20 protein-coding genes and 1 pseudogene are annotated in these 20,275 nt (G+C 67.3%); 11 read left to right on the forward strand and 10 right to left on the reverse strand.

What is annotated here, in order from left to right:
- Nucleotides 1-12 precede the first annotated feature (12 nt).
- On the reverse strand, nucleotides 13-768 hold the full coding sequence (locus ACGI6K_RS11925; RefSeq protein WP_376949259.1) for a CHAD domain-containing protein: 756 nt from the start codon (nucleotides 766-768) through the stop codon (nucleotides 13-15).
- A gap of 706 nt (nucleotides 769-1,474) precedes the next feature.
- Between ACGI6K_RS11925 and ACGI6K_RS11930 the strand changes: the two genes are divergently transcribed.
- From ACGI6K_RS11930 to ACGI6K_RS11950, 5 genes are all read left to right on the forward strand, one after another.
- Nucleotides 1,475-4,189: a cation-transporting P-type ATPase gene (locus ACGI6K_RS11930; protein WP_376949257.1), complete on the forward strand. Its 2,715-nt coding sequence runs from the start codon at nucleotides 1,475-1,477 to the stop codon at nucleotides 4,187-4,189.
- Between the two features lie 102 nt (nucleotides 4,190-4,291).
- Nucleotides 4,292-4,489 (forward strand): general secretion pathway protein GspB, encoded by a 198-nt coding sequence (locus tag ACGI6K_RS11935; RefSeq protein WP_376949255.1) that lies wholly within the window; start codon nucleotides 4,292-4,294, stop codon nucleotides 4,487-4,489.
- Nucleotides 4,490-4,657: 168 nt separating this feature from the next.
- A complete protein-coding gene (locus ACGI6K_RS11940) occupies nucleotides 4,658-5,323 on the forward strand; it encodes an MliC family protein (protein ID WP_376949253.1) in 666 nt (221 codons plus the stop codon).
- A gap of 179 nt (nucleotides 5,324-5,502) precedes the next feature.
- A complete protein-coding gene (locus tag ACGI6K_RS11945; RefSeq protein WP_377969251.1) occupies nucleotides 5,503-5,808 on the forward strand; it encodes a NirD/YgiW/YdeI family stress tolerance protein in 306 nt (101 codons plus the stop codon).
- Between the two features lie 108 nt (nucleotides 5,809-5,916).
- On the forward strand, nucleotides 5,917-6,843 hold the full coding sequence (locus tag ACGI6K_RS11950; protein ID WP_376949352.1) for an SdiA-regulated domain-containing protein: 927 nt from the start codon (nucleotides 5,917-5,919) through the stop codon (nucleotides 6,841-6,843).
- A 12-nt stretch (nucleotides 6,844-6,855) separates the two neighbouring features.
- Here the strand turns inward: ACGI6K_RS11950 and ACGI6K_RS11955 are convergent, their stop codons facing one another.
- Both ACGI6K_RS11955 and ACGI6K_RS11960 read right to left on the reverse strand, forming a co-directional pair.
- Nucleotides 6,856-8,892, reverse strand: a complete 2,037-nt coding sequence (locus ACGI6K_RS11955; RefSeq protein WP_376949251.1) for a TonB-dependent receptor family protein — start codon at nucleotides 8,890-8,892, stop codon at nucleotides 6,856-6,858.
- Nucleotides 8,893-9,038: 146 nt separating this feature from the next.
- Entirely contained in the window at nucleotides 9,039-9,410 is a 372-nt protein-coding gene (locus ACGI6K_RS11960; RefSeq protein ID WP_376949249.1) for a DUF2946 family protein, read from the reverse strand.
- Between the two features lie 129 nt (nucleotides 9,411-9,539).
- Between ACGI6K_RS11960 and ACGI6K_RS11965 the strand changes: the two genes are divergently transcribed.
- The 4 genes and pseudogenes from ACGI6K_RS11965 to ACGI6K_RS11980 all read left to right on the forward strand — a co-directional run bounded on the left by ACGI6K_RS11965 (nucleotide 9,540) and on the right by ACGI6K_RS11980 (nucleotide 13,089).
- Nucleotides 9,540-10,202, forward strand: coding sequence for an ion channel (locus ACGI6K_RS11965; protein ID WP_376949247.1), 663 nt, complete (start codon nucleotides 9,540-9,542; stop codon nucleotides 10,200-10,202).
- A 73-nt stretch (nucleotides 10,203-10,275) separates the two neighbouring features.
- Nucleotides 10,276-11,082, forward strand: a pseudogene (locus ACGI6K_RS11970) (aminotransferase class III-fold pyridoxal phosphate-dependent enzyme); the annotation flags it as partial.
- Between the two features lie 138 nt (nucleotides 11,083-11,220).
- Nucleotides 11,221-12,177 (forward strand): sensor domain-containing diguanylate cyclase, encoded by a 957-nt coding sequence (locus ACGI6K_RS11975; RefSeq protein ID WP_376949245.1) that lies wholly within the window; start codon nucleotides 11,221-11,223, stop codon nucleotides 12,175-12,177.
- 483 nt (nucleotides 12,178-12,660) lie between these two features.
- Nucleotides 12,661-13,089: a hypothetical protein gene (locus ACGI6K_RS11980; protein ID WP_376949243.1), complete on the forward strand. Its 429-nt coding sequence runs from the start codon at nucleotides 12,661-12,663 to the stop codon at nucleotides 13,087-13,089.
- A gap of 26 nt (nucleotides 13,090-13,115) precedes the next feature.
- Here the strand turns inward: ACGI6K_RS11980 and ACGI6K_RS11985 are convergent, their stop codons facing one another.
- The 7 genes from ACGI6K_RS11985 to ACGI6K_RS12015 form a co-directional block, all read right to left on the reverse strand.
- A complete protein-coding gene (locus tag ACGI6K_RS11985; RefSeq protein WP_376949241.1) occupies nucleotides 13,116-13,610 on the reverse strand; it encodes a Dps family protein in 495 nt (164 codons plus the stop codon).
- A 260-nt stretch (nucleotides 13,611-13,870) separates the two neighbouring features.
- Nucleotides 13,871-16,030 (reverse strand): heavy metal translocating P-type ATPase, encoded by a 2,160-nt coding sequence (locus ACGI6K_RS11990; RefSeq protein ID WP_376949239.1) that lies wholly within the window; start codon nucleotides 16,028-16,030, stop codon nucleotides 13,871-13,873.
- Nucleotides 16,030-16,545 (reverse strand): hypothetical protein, encoded by a 516-nt coding sequence (locus tag ACGI6K_RS11995; protein ID WP_376949237.1) that lies wholly within the window; start codon nucleotides 16,543-16,545, stop codon nucleotides 16,030-16,032. The genes ACGI6K_RS11990 and ACGI6K_RS11995 overlap by 1 nt, the downstream gene beginning before the upstream one ends.
- Nucleotides 16,529-16,885: a hypothetical protein gene (locus ACGI6K_RS12000; RefSeq protein ID WP_376949235.1), complete on the reverse strand. Its 357-nt coding sequence runs from the start codon at nucleotides 16,883-16,885 to the stop codon at nucleotides 16,529-16,531. Before ACGI6K_RS12000 ends, ACGI6K_RS11995 begins: the two co-directional genes overlap by 17 nt.
- Entirely contained in the window at nucleotides 16,882-17,271 is a 390-nt protein-coding gene (locus ACGI6K_RS12005) for a hypothetical protein (RefSeq protein WP_376949233.1), read from the reverse strand. Before ACGI6K_RS12005 ends, ACGI6K_RS12000 begins: the two co-directional genes overlap by 4 nt.
- Nucleotide 17,272: 1 nt before the next feature.
- Nucleotides 17,273-17,956 carry a ferritin-like domain-containing protein gene (locus ACGI6K_RS12010; RefSeq protein WP_376949231.1) on the reverse strand — a complete coding sequence of 228 codons (684 nt, stop codon included), beginning with the start codon at nucleotides 17,954-17,956 and terminating at the stop codon, nucleotides 17,273-17,275.
- A complete protein-coding gene (locus ACGI6K_RS12015) occupies nucleotides 17,943-18,284 on the reverse strand; it encodes an HMA2 domain-containing protein (protein WP_376949229.1) in 342 nt (113 codons plus the stop codon). Before ACGI6K_RS12015 ends, ACGI6K_RS12010 begins: the two co-directional genes overlap by 14 nt.
- A gap of 446 nt (nucleotides 18,285-18,730) precedes the next feature.
- Between ACGI6K_RS12015 and ACGI6K_RS12020 the strand changes: the two genes are divergently transcribed.
- Both ACGI6K_RS12020 and ACGI6K_RS12025 read left to right on the forward strand, forming a co-directional pair.
- Nucleotides 18,731-19,255, forward strand: a complete 525-nt coding sequence (locus ACGI6K_RS12020) for a sigma-70 family RNA polymerase sigma factor (protein ID WP_376949227.1) — start codon at nucleotides 18,731-18,733, stop codon at nucleotides 19,253-19,255.
- A complete protein-coding gene (locus ACGI6K_RS12025; RefSeq protein WP_376949225.1) occupies nucleotides 19,252-20,205 on the forward strand; it encodes a FecR family protein in 954 nt (317 codons plus the stop codon). The genes ACGI6K_RS12020 and ACGI6K_RS12025 overlap by 4 nt, the downstream gene beginning before the upstream one ends.
- Nucleotides 20,206-20,275 lie beyond the last annotated feature (70 nt).

Below are 20,275 nucleotides of genomic sequence, written 5' to 3' on the forward strand. Positions count from 1 at the left end.
CGGAAGGCCCGCTCAGGCGAAATCCAGCGCCAGGGTCGTCAGGACGCGGTCGGCACGCCGGGCGCTCGCCTCTAGTTCCTCGCGCCAGCGGACCGTCAGCGGCTCGAGATCGGTTTCCCGCTCTGCCCGCGCCAGCCACTGCAGGCGATCGTGCCAATCGCCCAGCGCGGCCTGCGCACTCTTCAGGCGCTTCGCTCCATCCTTCGAAAGATCGATCAGATCGGGATAGGCTTCAGCGCCGTAGCGCACCCGCTTGATCAGCAGACGCAGCCGATGCCGGTCGTGGGCCGGATCGCGCAGCGCCTCGTCCAGTCGCCGGGCCTGGCGCGCCTGACGCTTGCCGATGCGCCGGCGCAGGCCGCGCAAGGCGCCGTCGCGTCCGGCCTGGCGCCAGAGCGAGGGCCAGACGACCAGGGTGTTGCACAACTGCCTCCATTCGGCACTGGCCAGCAGGCCATCGCGCCCGGCCTCCAGCCGTTCGCGACGGGTACCGATCAACTCGTCAAGGGCAGCGGCTTGCAACTCCCACAACAGTACTTCGTCGTCGCGCAGCGGCGTGCTCAGCCGCCCCATGGCGGCGGCGGCCCGCGCCAGCGGATCGATGCCGGGCAGGCCGCGCAACGGGCTCAGCAGGCTGCGCAGCCGGCGCAGGGCAACGCGCAGGTCGTGCAGCGCCTCGTCATCGCTGTGCGCCGCGAGGCGGGCGGCACAGGCCTGCAAGGCGACATCCAGGCGCAAAACCCGGTCCTGCAACCGATTGGCAATCATCTATCCTCTCCTTCCGAATGCCGCGACCCACAGCCCGCACCCCGGCGCCTAAACAGCCGGAACGCGGCCAGCACCGACATGATCGCCGGTCGAGGCGACAATGCTCAATCCCGATGCGCCCGTGGCAAGGCGCACGGTAACTCATCAACGCCGCCGCGCCCCGGTCACAGCGGCTTCGGACTGCAGCGGACAGCTTCGCGAGCGAAGCGCTCGAGCAGCACCCTCCCCGCAGTTCGCGACGAATGGTCCAGACTTATGTTGCGCAAACCGATGCCAACGGCCGCCTGGCGGGACAAGGCCACGGAGGCAGACGAAGGCGAAAAGATGGCGGAACTCGGGCCGGAACGGTCGGCGGAGAGCCTGGTGCGATTCCGAAGCGCCCTTCGTCCCGAACCCGGAGCATGATCCGCCGCGACTCTTCCGAGGCCGGACATGACTCCAGCCGGTACGCCAGTGACCATGCGGACACCTCATGCGCAAGTGCCTGGTGGCACGCTCCGGTCGCCGGAACTGACGGCGAGCAAGGCAGCCGCTCCGCATCGGGGCGAGGATAGTCCGTACTCGCCACCCGCCCGCGCCGACACGCCCCGTCGCAAACCGAGGAGGACGGTCGGCCGCGATCGCGCGCAACGGCCGTTCCGACGGCTGCCGTGAAAGCGCAATGGCGGACACTTCGAGCCCCAGGACAGACAGAGCGAGGAATGCGATGCAAGCCCACCCGCACAGCGACTGGCACACCCGACCGGCCGAGGACAGCCTGGCCGCCCTGGAGAGCGGCCCGGACGGGCTCAGCGCCGACGAAGCCAGGCGCCGCCTCGAGAAACACGGTCCCAACCGCCTGCCAAAACACAGGAGCGAGGGGCCGCTCAAACGCTTCCTGCTGCAGTTCCACAACCTGTTGATCTACGTGCTGCTGGCCTCCTGCGGGGTCACCCTGATTCTCGGCGAGTGGCTGGACAGCGCAGTGATCTTCGGCGTGGTGCTGATCAATGCGCTGGTCGGCTTCATCCAGGAAGGCAAGGCCGAACAAGCCATGCGCGCCATCCAGAAGATGCTCACCCAAGAAAGCCGGGTACGCCGCGACGGCAAGGTCAGCGTGATCGACGCCGAACACCTGGTGCCGGGCGATCTGGTCCTGCTCGAAGCCGGCGACCGCGTGCCGGCCGACCTGCGCCTGCTCGACACCCGCGACCTGCGCATCGAGGAAGCCGCGTTGACCGGCGAGTCCCTGCCCAGCGACAAGGGCTGCGAGCCGGTCGGCGTCGACGCCAGCTTGGGCGACCGCAGCAGCATGGCCTACTCCGGCACCCTGGTCAGCGCCGGCAGCGGGATCGGCCTGGTGGTCGCCACCGCCGGGCACACCGAGCTGGGCCGGATCAGCCACATGCTCGGCAACGTACAGCGCCTGCAAACCCCGCTGCTGGCCGACATGGCACGCTTCGCCCGCCAACTCACCCTAATCATCGTCGGCCTGGCCGCGGCGACCTTCGCCTTCGGCGTGCTGCTGCGCGACTACTCGGCCGGCGACATGCTGATGGCCGCGGTCGGCCTGGCCGTGGCGGCCATCCCCGAAGGCCTGCCGGCGGTGCTGACCATCATCCTCGCCCTCGGCGTGCAGCGCATGGCGCGCCACCGGGCAATCATCCGCCGCCTGCCGGCGGTGGAAAGCCTGGGCGCGGTGACGGTGATCTGCTCGGACAAGACCGGCACCCTGACCCGCAACGAGATGACCGTGCAGCGCGTCTTCACCCGCGAGCACAGCTACGAGGTGGAAGGGATCGGCTATGCGCCGCACGGCACCATCCGCTGCGACGACGACCGACAGTGCGCGGTGGATACCGCCGACGACCTGCTCGAAGTGACCCGCGCCGGCCTGCTGGCCAATAGCGCCAGCCTACGTCTACTGGATGGCCACTGGTGCATTGCCGGTGACCCCACCGAGGCCGCCCTGCTCACCCTGGCCGGTAAGATCGGCCTGAATCCGCATCAGGAGAACCAACGCCTGCCGCAGGTCGACGCCATTCCCTTCAGCTCCGAGCGACGCAGCCTGGCCAGCCTGCACCACGACCACGCCGGACACGGGCTGATCTACCAGTTCGGCGTGCCGGAGCGCCTGCTGGAAATCTGCCAGCGGCAGTGGCGGGCGGGCAGCGACGAACCCCTCGAACGCCGCTACTGGCACCAGCGCCTGAACGAGGGCGCCGGCCAGGGCCTGCGCATGATCGGTCTGGCCATGCGGCCAGTGGAGAAAGCTTGCCAGCAACTCGACGAAAATGACCTGAACGAAGGCTTCATCCTGCTCGGTCTGGTCGGCATGATCGATCCGCCGCGCGAGGAAGCCATCCAGGCCATAGCCGAATGCGTGAGCGCCGGCATCGCGGTGAAGATGATCACCGGCGATCATGCCGCCACCGCCGGCGCCATCGCCCGGCGCCTGGGCCTTGGCGGCGGCCGGGCGATGACCGGCACCGAGATCGATACGCTGAGCGACGCCGAACTGGACGCCCGCCTCGCCGAAACCTCGGTGTTCGCGCGCACCAGCCCGAGCCACAAGCTGCGTCTGGTCGAGCGCTTGCAGGCCGGCGGCGCCCGCGTGGCGATGACCGGCGACGGCGTCAACGATGCCCCGGCGCTCAAGCGCGCCGACATCGGCATCGCCATGGGCATCAAGGGCACCGAGGCGGCCAAGGAAGCGGCGCAGATGGTCCTGGCCGACGACAACTTCGCCACCCTGGTGGACGCGGTGGCCGAAGGCCGCACCGTCTACGACAACCTGAAGAAGTCGATCCTGTTCATCCTGCCGACTAACGGCGGCCAGGCCCTGGTGCTCCTGGCGGCCATCGCCCTCGATCTGCCCCTGCCGATAACTCCGCTGCAGATCCTCTGGGTCAACATGATCACCGCCGTGACCCTGGCCCTGACCCTGGCCTTCGAACCGGCCGAGCGCGGGCTCATGCGACAACCGCCGCGCGATCCCGAGGCGCCCATGCTGAGTGGCCGGCTGCTCTGGCGAGTGGCCTGCGTGTCGCTGCTGCTGACCGCTGCCAGCCTCGGCATCTTCCTGTTCACCCAGCAGCAGGGCTGGATACTGGAAGAAAGCCGCACCTTGGCGCTCAACGTGCTGGTCGCCGGCGAGATCGGCTACCTGTTTAGCTGCCGTCGCCTGCGCGAGCCGGCCCACTTCGGCGCGCGCCACAACCCCATGGTCTGGGCCATGGTGCTCCTGCTGTTCCTGCTGCAACTGGCCTTCACCTACTGGTCGCCGCTGCAGCGGCTGTTCGGCACCGCCGCCCTCGGCCCCGACGCCTGGGGCTGGTGCCTGCTCGCCGCGGTCGGCGTGTGCCTGGAGGTGGAACTGGAGAAGACCTGCCAACGCTGGCGCCAGCGCGAACGTACCGGGCGGGAGGCGCCGCCCCGCTAAGGTAGCGGGCGCCGCCCTTTCTCCTCCAGCCTCCGGTCGCTGCGGCACTCGCTCCGAGCAATCGCATGAAGCCAGGAGAGATCGGAACCGGGCAGGAAAGTTGTGTCGGATCGCTCCGACGGCCGTTTCACAGGATCGCTCGGATTTTCCTACGCAGACGATGCGCACCTGCGCATGGTAGTGATCAACGATCGCATCCTGCGCCAGGGCGGCCAGGCCGACCCCGGCGTCGTCCTGGAGCGGATCGCCGGCGACGGCGTGGTGCTGAATTACCGGGACTACCGCTTCCGTCCGCGCTGAACGACAACGCCGCTCATGGCCGACAGTGGTCCGGCGCGTTGAAACGGCTTCGCGCACTTGCTTGTCAAGAATAAAGCCCGTCCAGGGCGAGCCGTCCGGCGACGGCGTCGTCCTGGCGTGGGCTCACCTTTTTCCCGCTCGACAGGAGCGCACATCAAGGACCCCTACATGAACCAATTGCTTCGCTTCAATCCGCCATCGCACGCGACACTGCCCCTGCTGCTCGCAGGCTGCCTCGGCCTGGCCGCCGAAGCGGGCGAGGCTCGTCCTTACGAATGCGGCGAGAACCTGTCCGACGTCCTGGAAAAAACCATCTGCACGGACCAGGACCTCACGGCACTGGACCGGAAGATGGCCGAGGTCTACGCGGCGGCCCGGAACGGGGAGTCCGCCGGGAATCCGGCGGGCCTGGAAGAACAGCAGCAAGACTGGATCGAGTCGCGCGATGCCTGCGAGAAGAGCGCGGAGCCGCCCGAATGCCTGCGGGAAAGCTACAGGCGGCGGATCGCCGAACTGCAGGCGCGCCATGCCTTGGTGCCCCTCAGCGGTACCTTCACCTACACCTGCGACGACGATCGGAACAAGATCGTCCACGTCCGTTTCTACGAGACCGATCCGCTTTCGCTCTACGCCGAGTACGGCGAGCAGGATTCGGTCATGATCGTCCAGCCCAGTAGTACCGGCGTCAAATACGCCGGACAGAACGAAACGACACTGTGGGAACACGGCAACGAGGCCCTGATCACCTGGGGCTATGAGCGGCCGGTTATGAAATGCCTCAAGCCCCCCTTGATCGCTCCCGACGCCGAATCCCGAAACAAGCCGGGCGACTAGATCCGCCCGGTGTCGGACGACCGCGGCTGGCTCTGTCCGGTCGGCCAGGTCCGACCAGGCAGCCACACAGGTCCGGGTAGCGTTCCAGTCTGTCCGCGCATGCAGAGTGAATTCAGCTTGCGTCGCTACAGTGGGAGTATCGAACCCAACCGGAGAAAACGCCCCTGCCCATCCTGCTCATCGCCAGTCTGATCGCCACCGGCTCCTCCGCCGCCGGCTACATCGGCGGGCGCCCAGGGCGCCACGGTACCGTATCCGCCACCAGGGAGGCTGCCGATGAAACCCCGGTGACCCTCGAAGGCCGGATCGTCCGCCAGCTCAAGCACGAGCACTACGAGTTCCGGGAGCGGACCGGCAGCATCGAAGTCGAGATCGACGACGAAAACTGGCCGGCCACCACCATCGACGAGAAGCGCCAGGTACGCCTGCAAGGCGAGGTGGACAGGGAACTCTTCGGATGCACCATCGACGTCGATTTCGTCTAGGTATTGAACTGAGGACCGGAAGACTGCGCCAAAGTTGTCATGCCAGGGATACATGCTCTACCCGCCCCCTCACATCGCGAAGGCTTCCCCATGGCAATCATCCGGAGCATGCCGGCCCGCCCAGCCAGACGCCACATCCCCAACTGGTCGCTCGGTCTGTCCGCCGTACTGCTCGCGTTGGCGCTCGGCGCCGGACAGGAGTTCCGCCTGTTCGAACGCGCCGGCTTCGACCTGCGGCAGATTTACGGTAGCGAGCGGCTGCACGAAGGCTCGCTCTGGCTGCCCGACTATCGGGTCGCCATCGAGGCGAAGCCGCTGAAGGGACTCGACGACCTGTCCGGCCTGACCTTCGACCCCGGCCGCGGCACCCTCTTCAGCGTCACCAACGCCCGCCCGGAAGTGATCGAATTGAACACCGCGGGCGAGGTGCTGCGGCGCATCGCCCTGAGCGGCTTCGACGATCCGGAAGCCATCGAGTACCTCTCGCCCGGCCGCTTCGTGATCGCCGACGAGCGTGACCAACGCCTGGTGCTGGTACAGATCGACGACGAAACCACCGCCTTCGATGCCAGCAGCGCCCAGCAGCTCAGCCTGGGTTTCGGCCTGAACGGTAACAAGGGCTTCGAAGGTCTGGCCTACGACGCCCACGGGCAACGCCTGTTCGTGGCCAAGGAACGCAACCCGCTGCGCATCTACGAGGTGACCGGCTTCCCGCACCGCGACCCGAACGCGCCCATGGCCGTGCACCTGCGCGACGATCCCGAGCGCGATGCGCGGCTGTTCGTCCGCGACCTGTCCAACCTGTCGTTCGACGAGAGCCGGGGCCACCTGCTAGCGCTTTCCGACGAGTCGCGCCTGCTGCTGGAGCTGGACGCCGACGGCCGCCCGCTGAGCAGCCTTTCCCTGTCGCGCGGACGTCACGGCCTGAGCGAGACGGTGCCCCAGGCCGAAGGCGTCGCCATCGACGCCGCCGGCAACCTCTACGTGATCAGCGAGCCCAACCTCTTCTACGTCTTCGGCAAGCCACGGGACTGAAGCGGACGCCCATCACAGGCGCCATTCCAGCCCGACGTAGACGCTGCGCCCGTCGCCGGGCAGGAACTGGGCGCTGTCCTGTCCGCGGGCATCGGCGATCACCCCGGTGGTGGCCGCGTAGCTGCGGTCGGACAGGTTGCGGCCTTCGATGAAGAGCGCCGGTCCTTGCGCCGGCCGGTAACCGGCCTTGAGCCCCCAGAGGGCGTAACGGTCGGTATACAGGGTTTCCGCATGGTCCACCGCGTAGTGGCTCGGCACCCACTCGAAGGTCGGCCCGGCGTACCAGCCGGCCCACTGCCAGAGCAGTTCGCCCTTGAGAAACTGGCGCGGTACGCCGGCCAGGCGGTTGTCGCCGTAGACATCGTCGTCGTCGAAGCGGAAATCGTTGAACAGGTACTGTCCGCGCAGCACGAAGGCACCGACCGACCAGGAACCGCCCAGTTCGATCCCCTGGTGCAGGGTACGGTCGGCGTTGACCGTGCCCAGCGGATCGCCGTTGTCGTCGTTCAGCGCCAGGAGTTCGTCGCGGATCTCGCTGCGGTAGAGCGCCAGATCCAGCGCCACGCCGCCGCGCGCGTAGCGCAGGCCGGCCTCCCAGGTCCTGGCCCGCTGCGCATCGTTCTTGCTCACCACCTGGCCACCGGTCAGTTCGCTGAAGGTCGGCGGCTCGTAGCTCTGGCTGAAGTTGGCGAACACCTGGATGCCCTCGGCCAGGTCGTGGCGCACGCCGAGGCGCGCGACGCGGCCGACATAGGTCGACTCGAAGGATTCGTCCTGGAACACGCAACGGCCGGCGACCGAGGCGTTACATTTGTAGCGGTCGTCGACCTCGCGCTTCTGGTGCAGCCAGGCCAGCCCGCCGATCAGCGCCCAGCGCTCGGCCAGCGGGATTTCCAGCTCGGCGAAGGCGTTCAGGTTGCGCGCGGTCTGGCGCAGTTCGTTAAGCTTGCGCCTGGAATGGCCACCGACGTTCTGGTGGCGCACATCGCGGTTGCGCCCGTGATTGAATTCGATGCCGCCGGTCCAGTGCCAGCCCTGGTGCTGCCACTTGTGGGTGAGGCGCAGTCCGTAGTCCTCGCTGTCCACGTCGAGCACCTGGTAAATCGGGTGCCAGAGGTCCTTCTCGCTGTAGAAGCTGGCCAGTTCCAGGCTGTGGCCGCCGTCCAGCAGCCAGACGGTGCGGTTGCCGATGCGATCGAGGGTGAAGTCGCGACGCTGGTCGTTGCTCAAGTTGCCGGCGGCGGCCTGCTCGTCGTCGTCGCGCAATTGCGCCTTGGTCAGGTTACCCGGCAGCTCGGAATCGGTTTCCACGTGGGTCAGATAGAAGCGGGTGAACAGCCGCTCGCCGAGCCGCCCGCCGAGGTTGGCGAAGTAGCGCTGGTTGTCCTGCCGGGCGTGGTCGCGAAAACCATCCTGGGAAGAATCGGTCACGCTCAGGTAGGCGTCCCAGGCGCCGAAGTCCCCGGCCGCCGCCAGGAACAGCCGGTGAGAGTCGAAACTGCCGCCCTCGTAGCGCAAGTCCAGCGGCGGCGCGCTTTTGCCGCTGGGCGCGACGAAGTTGACCGCGCCGCCGAGGGTGGCCGTGCCGTAGTGCCAGGCGTTGGCGCCGCGCAACACCTCGATATGGTCGGTGGCCAGCGGCTCGATGACCTGGAAGTCGAAACTGCCGTCGGCCAGGTTGACCGGCGCGCCGTCCTGCATCAGCAGCAGGCCGCGGCCGTGGAAGGTGCGCTGCAGGCCGGAGCCGCGGATCGATAGGCGCGACTCCTCGGCGCCGAAGCGCGGCTGAACGAACACCCCGGTGGCCAGCCCCAGGGCGTCTTGCAGAGTACTGCTGCGGCCGGTCTTGTAGGTTTCGCCGTCGACCAGCGTGGCGCCGCCGGGAATCCGCGCGAACTCGGCGCGTTTCTCGGCCTGGGTCGGCGCAGTCGGGTCCTTTGCGCGGGGCTCCTCGATGGTCAAGTTGTCCAGCTCGATCTGCTCGGCGAGAGCAGGGGTCGCCAGGCCGGCGTTCAGGGCCAGCAGGCTCAGAATGGATGAAGGGCGCATCCCCGTCGTCTCCTTTGATGCTTGGTTTCGTGTCGGACGTGGCCGGAACCACGCCGAAGTCGCAGGAAAGGTCGGCTTCGCGGTCGCACGCCTCCGCTCCGGGCTCGGGCCCGGAGCATGGGGAAAGCGGCGAAGCCTCGCGGGAATCAGGGCGCGCGCGGGTTGGCCGGCGGCCAGTGCTGACGAGGAGGAGCCCTGCCGTGCCGGCTCGGGCCACGACGCCAGTGACGCGACGGGCGCAGCCAGGTACCCAGGGCGACGAGCAGGGCCAGATCGACAAGGACGGCGAAGTTGCAGAAAAGGCAGTTGGCCAGGTCCGGTACATCCACAAAATCACCGCTGCCGCCACCCAGCGTCGGCCCGGCATGCCCCTCGGCCGAGCAGAACGCCCCACCCACGCCGGCCAGCGCGAAACCGGCCATCTGCCCGTGACCGATGCCGCAGTGCAACGCGCTCAGCAGGACGCTGAAATACAGCATCCAGGCGATCAGCGAGCGGTGGTCGCACGAAAGGTTCATGGGTGTGGAACGGACGGGAAATTCGAAGAACGGAAAATCTATCCGATGATCGCAGCCCCTGACAGCCCCGGCCGGCCTCTTTACACTGCCTCCTGCCGGTTTTTCCTCAGTGCCGATGCGCCGACTGCCATGCCGCCACTCTTCCAGCATTTCATCCGCCTGCCCTCCGCCGGACTGCTGTCCATCCAGTTGCTGGGTGTGCTGCTCTATCCGCTGATGGAGGACACCCAGATCGGACCGGTGCTGTTCGGAGCCTTCGGGATCATCGTGCTGGGCGCCGCGCTGCGCATGGTGCGCCGCAGCGCGGCGGTGACCTGGATCGCCATGGTGCTGGCCGGCGCCATCCTCACCCTGATGCTGGCCAACACCCTGGTTTCCGCCTGGGAACTCAGGTTGAGCCTCGCCTTGCTGGAAAGCGCTTTCTACTTCTATGCGGCAGGCAGCCTGATCTATTACATGATGGAAGACCTGAGGGCGACCACCGACGAACTCTTCGCCGCCGGCGCGACCTTCACCCTGCTGGCGTGGGCCTTCGCCTACCTGTTCGTGGCCTGCCAGCTCGTCGCTCCGGGCAGCTTCGCCGGGCAGTTGAATCCCGAGACGCCCCGCAGTTGGATGGACCTGCTGTTTTTGAGCTTCACCACCCTCTCCGGGGTCGGGATCGGCGACATCCTGCCACTCAGGCCCTTCGCCCGCGCCCTGGTGATGCTCGAGGAATTCGTCGGGGTCATGTATTTCACCCTGGTGGTTTCGCGCCTGATCGGTCTGACGGTGCTCGGCGCCAGGCGTTAGGCGAGCGGCCATCCGGCCCCGGATCGCCCGGCGAAGGGGCAGGTCGCTAGACGGGAACCAGCCCCTTGCCGATCTGCGACACACCCTGCTCGCCGAGAACGCCTTCGGCCGCAGCCTGCCCGCGCACGGCGGCGCGGCGCTGGCCGACGCGCTGCTCGGGCCGGTCGAGCCGCACGACGCCTCGAACATCGCCGCGCGGATCGTCGAGCCGATGTCCGGCTCGGCCGGCGTCCTGCTTCCGCCCGAAGGCTATCCCGTGCGGCTGCGGGAAATCTGCGACCGCCGCGAGATCCTGCTGATCTTCGACGAGGTCATCACCGGCTTCGGCCGTACCGGCACGCTGTTCGGCGCCGAGCGCTTCGGCGTGACGCCGGACATCCTCAACCTGGCCAAGCAACTCACCGACGGTGCTATCCCCATGGGCGCGGTGCTGGTCAAAAACGAGATCTACGACACCTTCATGCGGCAGGAATTGCCCGAACACGCGGTGGAATTCGCCCATGGCTACACCTATTCCGCCCATCCGGTCGCCTGCGCCGCCGCCCTCGCCACGCTGGAGCTGCTAGAGCGCGACAATCCGCCGCAGCGGGCCGCGGAGCTGGCCCTGCATTTCGAGACGCCCTGCATGGCCTGCGTGGCACGCAGCACCTGCTCGACATCCGCAATTGCTGCCTGGCCGGCGCCCTGCAGCTCGCCCCACGCGACGGCGATACCCTACCTAGTGCACCCCTTTGAAGCGGCCATGCGGCTCTGGCGCCGGTGCTTCTACGTGCGTTGCGGCGGCGACACCCTGCAGTTCGGTCCGCCTTTCAGCAGTTCCGCCACCGAACTGGATCGCCTGTTCGACGCCGTGGGCGAAGTGCTCGGCGGACTCGACTAAAGAAATCGGGCTGCCCGGCGCAAAGCCCCCCGGATGCTAACGCTTTGATCTATCCTGCTCGCAGGCTCCGTCGACCACCTCCGGTACAGACGGGTGTATTCCCGCCGGCCGGAGTGCCGGCTCAGCAGTAGACCGGACATGCATTCGCCACGAAGCAAGCCAGAAGAAACCAGCCGCGAGTCTGGTACGGCCTGCGATTGTAGCCGTACCGCCGGCTTCGAAATCATCCTCGACAGCATCGACGCCATCGTCTATGTGGCGGACATCCATACCCACGAACTGTTGTACCTCAACAGCTACGGGCGCCAGCACTATGGCGACCCCAAGGATCTGAAGTGCTGGCAAGTGCTGCAGCCCGGACAGACCGGCCCCTGCGATTTTTGCAGCACCCCCTATCTGCTCGACGCCGACGGCAAGCCGGCCGGCGTCTACGTCTGGGAGACCCGCGACACCCACACCGGCCGCTGGTACGAATGCCGCGACCAGGCACGCTACTGGTTGGACGGCCGTCTGGTGCGCATCGAGATCGCCACCGACATCACCGAGCGCAAACGCATCGAGGTGGAACTCGCCGCCGCCAAGCACCAAGCCGAAGTCTTGGCGCACGTCGATGAACTCACCGGCCTTAACAACCGCCGGGCGTTCTTCCAACTGGGCCTGCAGGCCTTCAGGCAGGCGGCACGCGCCGCCAGCCCCATCGCCGTGATCATGTTCGACCTGGACCACTTCAAGCAGATCAACGACGCCCACGGCCATTTGGTCGGCGACAAGGTGCTGGTCGCGGTGGCCAACGGCATGCGCTCGCAGATACGCGAGGCGGACATCGCCGGACGGCTCGGCGGCGAGGAGTTCGCGCTGATCCTCCCGCAGACCAACCTGTCCGAAGCGCTGACCGCCGCCGAACGGCTGCGCGGGGTCATCGCCGCCACGAGCCTCACGCACGGCTCGATCCACATTTGTTGCACCTCAAGCTTCGGCGTCGCCGTCTGCGAGGACGGCTCGCTGGATCTCGAGCACATGCTCAGCCTGGCGGATGCCGAGCTTTACAAGGCCAAGCGCAACGGTCGCAATCGGGTGGAACACGCCGGCTCGTAGGTTTCGGGAGCAGCCTTGCAAGGCCTTCGCCGGCAAGAGGCGGGATTCGTCCGCGATAAACCTTGGAAGCGAATGCATTCGCTCGCCCCCGATTCTCCGACAAGGACACAGTACAAGCCCTCGACTCGAAAAGCTGGATTTCAAAACCGGACGAGCATCCCGCGGAACGTGGCAACGGCCCACGCGATCGTCCGCGAGTCGCCGGACGAAGGACCGCCCTCGACCACATGGCCAAAGACGCACTCCGCTCCGGCGAAGGAAGCCCTGACCGGACGTCAGCTTTCGCTTGCCCGCGAAGACAAATGCGTATAATTATCAATCGCTAGGCGCTGGCAACCTTTTGACGCAAGCCGCGCAAAACGTCGACAGCCCCTGGCTTCGCACACTCTCGTCGACATCTGCTCCCCCTTCCAGCTCTGCGCACGGCATACCGGATTACGGTTGCCGGGGAGCCGCCCATCTGCCGTACAGGATGAATCACCCATGAGTCGTATCGTTTCCGCGCTGCCTGGGCGCATCCGTATCCGTGACCGAGCGCTGCGCGACCGGACGCGCCTGGCCCGGATCGAGGAGGCGCTGGCCGGCCTCGAAGGCATCGACGGCCTGCGCCCCAATGCGAATGCCGGCAGCCTCGTCCTGCACTTCGATGCCGCGCGGATCGCGGTCGAAGCGCTGGAAGCGAAAGTCGACTCGATCGTCGACGCCGAACTGGTCCGCCCCCAGGCCCAGCGCCGGCGCTCGCTGAAGATGCAGATCAACCGCGGCGCCAAGCTCGGCATGCTGGGCAGCCTGAGCGCCTCGCTAGTGCTGGCCGCGGCCGGCAAGAAAAGCGCCCACGCCATCACCGGCAGCCTGTTCGTGGCCTGCCTGGGCGTACATCTGGGCGTGCACCGGCGCTCGCTGCTGCGCTGACTCCCGGCCACGCCCGCGTGCCTGGCCTACTCCTCCAGGAGACTGCGCAGCATCCAGGCAGTCTTCTCGTGCACCTCCAAGCGTTGGGTGAGCAGATCGGCCGTCGGCTGGTCGCCGGCCTTCTCGACCACCGGGAAGAGTTTGCGGGCGGTACGGGCGGTCGCTTCCTGGGCGGCGACCAGGTGGCGGACCATCTCGCTCGCCTTCGGCACACCCTTCACCTCCTCGATGGAAGCCAGCCTGGCGAAATCTCCGTAGGTACCCGGCGCCGGAAAGCCCAGCGCGCGGATGCGCTCGGCGATCAAATCGAGAGCGGACCATTGTTCGCTGTACTGGGTCATGAACATCTGGTGCAGCGTGTTGAACTGCGGACCGGTCACGTTCCAGTGAAAGTTATGGGTCATCAGATAAAGCGTGTAGCTGTCGGCGAGCAGTGCCGACAGACCGTTGGCGATCTGTTCGCGATCCGCGGCATCGATGCCGATATCGATGGCGGGAAGCTTGGCTTTGCGGTTTTCCATGGGAACACTCCTCTCGAAGAAACGACTTTCCTGACGCTCGGGCCGGACATTTCCGCTCGCGAAGCGGGCTGCCGGAACCGTCTCGACGGTCGGAACCCACCGTCTGCAAGAAGATTAGCGCACCCGGTATGACACGCGCCGGAGCGGTGCCCGACCCTTCGACGGCCGTTCCTCGCGGCCCTCGGCGAAGCCAAGGACCCTGGCGCGCTCGCCGACATGAAGATCCCTGAGCAGCATGGCGAACCTCCCTGTTTCCGATGTCAGTCGGTGGCCCGTGGCGACGGAGCCGGCCTCGCGGCGCGGCGTTTCGCCCGTCCTCCGTTCTCGCGCGGCAGGCCGGCACCGGCCAGTGCGCGCAAAAGGATGGCGAGGGTGCTGCCGTTGTGCAGCATCGAGGCGGCCACCGGGGTCAGCAGACCGAAGGCCGCCGCCCCGAGGATGCTGGTGTTGAGCCCGGCGGTGAGCTTGAAGTTGCCGTCGATCAGCCGCCGTGTCGCCAGGGCCAGGGCCAGGGCGTCGGCGACCCGGGAAAAGTCGTCTTCCAGCAGGGTGATATCGGCGGCCAGGCGGGCGATATCGGCGCCGTGGTGCATGGCGATGCCGACCAGGGCGCCGCTCAGCGCCGGCGCATCGTTCACCCCGTCGCCGACGAAGGCGATGCGCGCGCCCTCGGCGGCGAGCTGCTGCAGCACCTCGGCCTTCTGCTCCGGCAACAGGCCGGCGCGGAATTCGTCGAGCCCCAGTTCCTCGGCCAGCGCACGGGCCCGCTCCGGCTGGTCGCCGGTGAGCATCAGGATGCGCCTGGCGCCCAGCTCGCGCAGGCGGGCCACGGTTTGGGCGGCATTGTCGCGCACCTGTTCGGTCAGGCCCAGGACGCCGATCAGTTCGCCGCCGAAGCCGATGTAGAGCAGGGTCTTGCCCTCGCCGCGCAAACGCTCGATCACCTCGGCATGGGCGGCGACGGAAATGCCCTCGTCGTCCTCGACGAAGTGCCGCGAACCGACCACGATGCGCTTGCCGTCGATCACACTCGCCACGCCATGGGCGACGACGAACTGCACCGCCTGGTGGGCGAAATGGTGTGGATGGTCGAGACGCTGGGAGGCCGCCACCACCGCTTCGGCGACCGGATGGAAGTAGTGCTCCTCCACCGAGGCAGCCAGGTTGGTCACGTCCTCCGCGCTATAGGCGGCGCCGAAGGCGATCGAATCGGTCACCTGGAGCACGCCGGTGGTCAGAGTGCCGGTCTTGTCGAAGACGAAGGTGTCGGCGCGGGCCAGGTGCTCCAAGGCCTTGGCGCTCTTGATCAGGATCGCCGACTGGCCGGCACGGTACATCGCCGCCTTGAAGGCCACCGGCGTGGCCAGCTTGAGGGCGCAGGAATAGTCGGCCTGCAGCACCGCCGCGACCCGCTGGCCGTCGGAGCTCAGCAGCCAGGTGAGGCCGGCCAGGCCGAGCACCATCGGTACCAGGCGGTCGGCCTGGCGCGCGGCTTCGAGCTGGGTCTCGCTTTTCACCGACAGCGACTGTTCGACGAAGTCGGCGATCCGCGCGGCGGCGGCCTGGCGTCCGACCCGCTCGGCATAGATGCACAGGCGCCCCTCCTCGATCAGGGTCGCCGAGAGCACCCGATCGCCGCGCCGGCGCACCACCGGCACGCTCTCGCCGGTCATGGTCGCCTCGTTCACCAGGGCCTCGCCGCCGAGCACGGTGCCGTCCACCGGGATCACGGTGCCGGTGGCGGCGATCACGCTGTCGCCGACCTGCACCTCGGCGGCGTCGATCAGCGTCTCGACGCCGTTGCGCTCGACCCATACCTCGCCGCCCGGCGAGCGCAGCAGGTGCTTGAGCAATTCGTCCGAACGGTGTTCGATGGACTCTTCGAGGTATTCGCCCAGGGCGAGCAAAAAGGAGGTGGTGTTGGCCGCCAGGAAGTCGCTGCGGCCGATGGAGATGCCCACGGCGAGGGCCTCCAGCACATGGGAAGTGATGCCCTTCTCGAGGAAATCGTCGACCGCCTCGCCGAGCAGCGGCACGGCGGCGCCGAAGGCGAGCGGTGCCTGCAGGCCCGGCTGCAGGCTGCGGCCGACCAGCAGGGTGGCGCCGCTCATGGCCACCGCCCCCAGGCGCGCGGCCTCGCTATGCCGATGATTGGCGGCCGGCAACGGCAGCCCCGCGGGTGAGAGCGCGAGAATGGCGGCGGCCAGGCGGTCGGGATCGACGACGCCCGGCTCGAACTCCACCACCAGCGAGCGCGCCGCCGGATTGGCACGCGCCTGTAGCACGCCCTTGAGGGGCGCGATCTCGTGCTCGATGCTGTGCGCGTCTAGCGGCGTTCCCGCCCGGCAGCGGTAGCGATAGCGTACCCGCCCGGGCGTGTGGTGCAGCATCCGCAGCCGGACGAACCAGGCGCCCTCCATCAGGCCTCTCCGTGGCGCTCGGCGGCGACCTCGGCCTTGATGTCGGCCATCTGCTCCTTCATCTCCTCGAAGCCCCCGGCGACGCCTGCATAAAGTTTCATGCCGGCCTTGATCAGCTTGCCGCGCAGCTCTTCGTCGGCCAGCACCCAAGCGGCGGCTGCGCCGAGCAGCGCGCCGAGCAGGAACTGCTCGGCGTTGCCCGAACGCAGGAAGGCCGGCATGTTCTGCAGCAGACCGGCATCGAACAGGCCGGAGCCGGGAAAACCGCCGCCGGACGCAGCGTTGCCATAACCGTATCCATAGGGGGCCTGCTGACGATAGGCACTGCCATACCCGCCATCGAAGCCCTGCTGCGGCCCGCCGCCATAGCCATAGGCACCATAGCCGGCAGAGCCATTCTCGACGTATCGCGGCCCATCGGCCTGGGGCGGCACATCGCTGTAACCCATGCCATAGCCCGTCCCATAAAGCCCCGGACCGGCTTGCTGCTTCTTGTACTTACGCTTCTTGCCCATCTTGATCCCCCTTGTCGAGCCGAGCCACGTCGTGCAGCAAGCGTTCGAGCAGCAGCACCCCTCCGGCACCGGCCGCCGCAACGACCAGCGCGCCGGAATAGTCGCCCAGGCGAACAGCCGTCGCGGCCCGCGACCCGGCGGCGAACGCCGTGCCGCCCTGCAGGGCCTGGCGCAGCACCCGCCGAAGCCGCTGCGGCGACCGGGAACCGCCCTGAAAGGCAGCGAGGCAGGCGGTGGCGACGAAGGCGCGGGTGAATTCGGTGCTCATGGGCAGCGGCGGCGGCTGGAGCGGATAAGTCGGATAGATCGCAAGACCGCCGACTGGAAGCGGGTATCTCATGGCGCCCGTTCCCCCCTCCCACCCTCAAGGTTCTCCAGGGACTCGCTGGCGGTCCAGTGATAATGTTCACCGCTGCCCGTTCCGCCTTGTGCGCCTTGCGCGCCCGTCGCCGGTTCGGCCGCGGCTCGGGCCGTGGCCGCCTGTTCTTCGCTCGGGGGCGGCGCTTCGCCGACGGGCGTATCCCCGGACCTGGTCTCCGCTTTCTCGCCGAGGCGGGCCCGGGCCCGCGCCGAAGCCCTCTCGATTGCCTGCAGACTGGACACGGTGGCCTCGCGCAGATCGCCCTGGGCCTTGTCCAAGCCCTCCTGGGTCTTGTCGCTCTTGAGCAGCTTGAGCAGTGCGGCGCCTGTCGCTACACCGACGGCGAAGGGAATGATGTGGAACATCTCAGTTCTCCTCTCGATTTCGACCGGGCCGGTTCTTCAACAGATAGATCCCCGCTCCGCCCGCCACCATGCCGGCCAACATGGCGGGATGACTGTGCCGCAAGAGAGGGCTGAAAATGCCGAGCGGGCCGGCATGCGAGAGCATCCGCTCCAGGAAGTCGGAGAACGGCCCATGGCGCACATAGGCCGCCTCCGGCGGTATGCCCCGGGCCGCGTGGTAGCGCTCCTGGGCCACGGCATCCTCCACGGCCCGGCGAAAAGCCGGCAGATGCCGTTCCAGAGAGGCCGCCAGCAGTTCCTGGAACACCCGGCGCGCTTCGGGCTCGGCAACCTGGGCGAGCAGGTACTGGTACAGGCGGCCCCTGGCCATCTCGCCGGCGACCGCCCGTTTGCAGTTGAGCAGCCAGCCGGGCGAAACCGTGGTTTCCTGCGGAAAAGGGTCCAACGGACGGGGAATGCCGAAACGCTGGCACAGGTTCGAAAGCGCAGCGATATGTTGCTCTCCGGAACGCAGGATATCGACGAAAGGCTGCCTCGGTCCGAACGCCTCGACGACGCCGGCATGGAAACCGTGGCCGGCGTATTCGTCGTAAAGCGCGATGCGTGCGGCCTGGTGCAGGACGGGAAAGGGAGCGGCGGGAGCGATTCTCCGACTGCGCAGAATCGGCTCGTCATAATTCCTCATGCCTGATTTCCCCATGAATCTCGCGCAGAAGCTGTTCGAGGGCCACCGCGGCGGGCGAATCGACGCCGGCCAGGAAATCGCCCCAGGCCTCGGCCGGAATCACCTGCGGGTCGTACTCCACGGAACACGAACGGGCCAGCGGATTGACCCGTACCGAATGGATGCCCGGCGTACGATCCAGAATAGATTGGAATCGCCGAGCCTGCCGGCTTCGTCCGGCGAGCGACTCGTAGCCGCTCACCAACTTGAGACGGATGCGTCCGTGGATATGGTGGACGATGCGGATGTGCGCCAGGTAATCGCGCAGTTCGTCGAAGGGCGGAATCATGGGCACCCCGCGACGGCGAAGAACCGGCGGGCGACCCGCGCCGGGCAGGCCGGAAAGAAGCCGGCAGGACGAAGAACGATCATCGTAAAACCTCCGGCGGCGCTGGCCGCGCAAAACTTTTGACCGCGCATGGCGAAAAACCGATCTTCCCGCTACTTTCGGCAACGGTCCGATACTGGAAGAGCCTCGACCCGGGAAGCGAACGGCAATCCTGGGACGGCTCCGATCAAGCTATGGCAGTACCGTGCGAAGCTGTCAAAATACGGCGAGCATTTCGCTCTGGCCGCCCTCCCGAACTGCCGGACATCCGTGCAATCGGCGAATGGAGAGGCGCTCCCTGCGCCCGGCAACACTTCGTCGCCTAGCGGCAATCCGGCGCTTGCCCGGCCCGGCCCTTTTGTTAATGATATTACTTATCATTAAGACGAATTCATCTCCAACTCACGATGACCGCCTCCTCGCAAGTCTCCCCCGCTCTGCGCCTCCAGGTTCTCCATCGCCTGTTCGGCAAGCATCACGGCTGGCTGTTCGGGTGGTTGCGTGCCCGGCTCGGCTGCGCCCACGACGCCGCCGACATCGCCTCGGAAACCTTCACCCAGGTGGTCGTCCTGGACGATCCCGGCGCCATCCGCGAGCCGCGCGCCCTGCTCACCACCATCGCCAAGCGCCTGATCTACGCCAGTTGGCGCCGCCGCGACCTGGAACGCGCCTACCTGGAAGTCCTGGCGCAGCAGCCAGAAGCCGTCCAGCCTTCTCCCGAGGAAACCGTCCTGGCCCTGGAAGCCCTAGCGGTCATCGACCAGTTGCTCGACGGGTTGTCCCCGAAGGCCCGCGCGGCCTTTCTCTACAGTCAACTGGAAGGCTTGAACTATGCGGAGATCGCCAGCCGCCTGGGCGTATCCGTCACCCGTGTGCACCAGTACGTGGTCAAGGGACTGACCACTTGCTATCTGGCGCTCGAAGCGGCATGAAGCCTCCCCGCCTGTCGTCCGAGGAAATCGCCGCCATCGAGTGGCTGGCCCTGCAGCGCTCCGGCCGGATGAGCGATGCCGAGCGCCGCCGTTTCGAAGGCTGGCTCGCCGAAAACGAACGGCATCGCGGCGCCTGGGAACGCCTACAGCGGCGCCTGGACAGCGCCTTCGCCGGCATCGCCAAACAGCCCACCGACCTTGCGCGCAAGACCCTGCTGAACGTCGGTAGCAGCCGGCGCCAGGCCCTGCGTGGTGCCCTGGCGCTGGCTGGTCTCGGGCTCGGCGGTTTCAGCCTGACCCGTCCCGGCATGCCGCTGGACGGCCTGGTCGCCGACCTGAGCACGGCCACAGGCGAACGGCGCCGCTTCGTGCTGGCCGATGGCAGCAGCGTTTTGCTCAATGCACAAAGCCGCGTCGACATCGACTACGACGAGCAGCGACGACGCCTGTACCTGCGGCGCGGCGCCCTACTCGCCGAGGTGACGGCCGATGCCCGGCGGCCATTCGTCGTCGAAACGCCCTTCGGCCGCGTGCAAGCCCTGGGAACACGCTTCAGCATCGCGCTCGGCGAACGGGAAACCACGGTCTGGGTACAGGAGGCACAGGTCCGCCTGGAAAGCCGCTCCGGCGACAGCTTGGTGCTGGTGGCCGGCGAAGGCGCCCGCTTCGACCCGGACGGCTGCCAGCGCCTGGAGGCGCAGCGCAGGAACGAATTCGCCTGGCAAGACGGCTGGTTGGAACTCCACGACCGCCCGCTAAAAGCGCTGATCGCCGCCTTGCGCCCCTATCACCGCGGTCACCTGCGCCTTTCCCAGAACGCCGCCGACCTGCGCATCTCGGGCCTATTTCCCTTGGACGACAGCGAGCAGGTGCTGGCTTCGCTCGAAGAAATCCTGCCGCTGCGCATCCATCGCTACCTGGGCTGGTGGACGAGCATCGAGCGCAGTTGATTTTTTTTTCGCATCCCCTCTGAAAATTTCGGGGCCTCGTTGCACATGGACGGTATTCATCACCATTCAG

The organism is Azorhizophilus paspali (genome assembly GCF_043587585.2).
GTDB lineage: Bacteria > Pseudomonadota > Gammaproteobacteria > Pseudomonadales > Pseudomonadaceae > Azotobacter > Azotobacter paspali.

Bases quoted from the DNA above. Each gene is read 5' to 3' on its own strand.
- ACGI6K_RS11925 (WP_376949259.1), bottom strand. From the start codon at position 768: ATGATTGCCAATCGGTTGCAGGACCGGGTTTTGCGCCTGGATGTCGCC.
- ACGI6K_RS11930 (WP_376949257.1), top strand. From the start codon at position 1,475: ATGCAAGCCCACCCGCACAGCGACTGGCACACCCGACCGGCCGAGGAC.
- ACGI6K_RS11940 (WP_376949253.1), top strand. From the start codon at position 4,658: ATGAACCAATTGCTTCGCTTCAATCCGCCATCGCACGCGACACTGCCC.
- ACGI6K_RS11950 (WP_376949352.1), top strand. From the start codon at position 5,917: ATGCCGGCCCGCCCAGCCAGACGCCACATCCCCAACTGGTCGCTCGGT.
- ACGI6K_RS11955 (WP_376949251.1), bottom strand. From the start codon at position 8,892: ATGCGCCCTTCATCCATTCTGAGCCTGCTGGCCCTGAACGCCGGCCTG.
- ACGI6K_RS11960 (WP_376949249.1), bottom strand. From the start codon at position 9,410: ATGAACCTTTCGTGCGACCACCGCTCGCTGATCGCCTGGATGCTGTAT.
- ACGI6K_RS11965 (WP_376949247.1), top strand. From the start codon at position 9,540: ATGCCGCCACTCTTCCAGCATTTCATCCGCCTGCCCTCCGCCGGACTG.
- ACGI6K_RS11975 (WP_376949245.1), top strand. From the start codon at position 11,221: ATGCATTCGCCACGAAGCAAGCCAGAAGAAACCAGCCGCGAGTCTGGT.
- ACGI6K_RS11980 (WP_376949243.1), top strand. From the start codon at position 12,661: ATGAGTCGTATCGTTTCCGCGCTGCCTGGGCGCATCCGTATCCGTGAC.
- ACGI6K_RS11985 (WP_376949241.1), bottom strand. From the start codon at position 13,610: ATGGAAAACCGCAAAGCCAAGCTTCCCGCCATCGATATCGGCATCGAT.
- ACGI6K_RS11990 (WP_376949239.1), bottom strand. From the start codon at position 16,030: ATGGAGGGCGCCTGGTTCGTCCGGCTGCGGATGCTGCACCACACGCCC.
- ACGI6K_RS11995 (WP_376949237.1), bottom strand. From the start codon at position 16,545: ATGGGCAAGAAGCGTAAGTACAAGAAGCAGCAAGCCGGTCCGGGGCTT.
- ACGI6K_RS12000 (WP_376949235.1), bottom strand. From the start codon at position 16,885: ATGAGATACCCGCTTCCAGTCGGCGGTCTTGCGATCTATCCGACTTAT.
- ACGI6K_RS12005 (WP_376949233.1), bottom strand. From the start codon at position 17,271: ATGTTCCACATCATTCCCTTCGCCGTCGGTGTAGCGACAGGCGCCGCA.
- ACGI6K_RS12010 (WP_376949231.1), bottom strand. From the start codon at position 17,956: ATGAGGAATTATGACGAGCCGATTCTGCGCAGTCGGAGAATCGCTCCC.
- ACGI6K_RS12015 (WP_376949229.1), bottom strand. From the start codon at position 18,284: ATGATTCCGCCCTTCGACGAACTGCGCGATTACCTGGCGCACATCCGC.
- ACGI6K_RS12020 (WP_376949227.1), top strand. From the start codon at position 18,731: ATGACCGCCTCCTCGCAAGTCTCCCCCGCTCTGCGCCTCCAGGTTCTC.
- ACGI6K_RS12025 (WP_376949225.1), top strand. From the start codon at position 19,252: ATGAAGCCTCCCCGCCTGTCGTCCGAGGAAATCGCCGCCATCGAGTGG.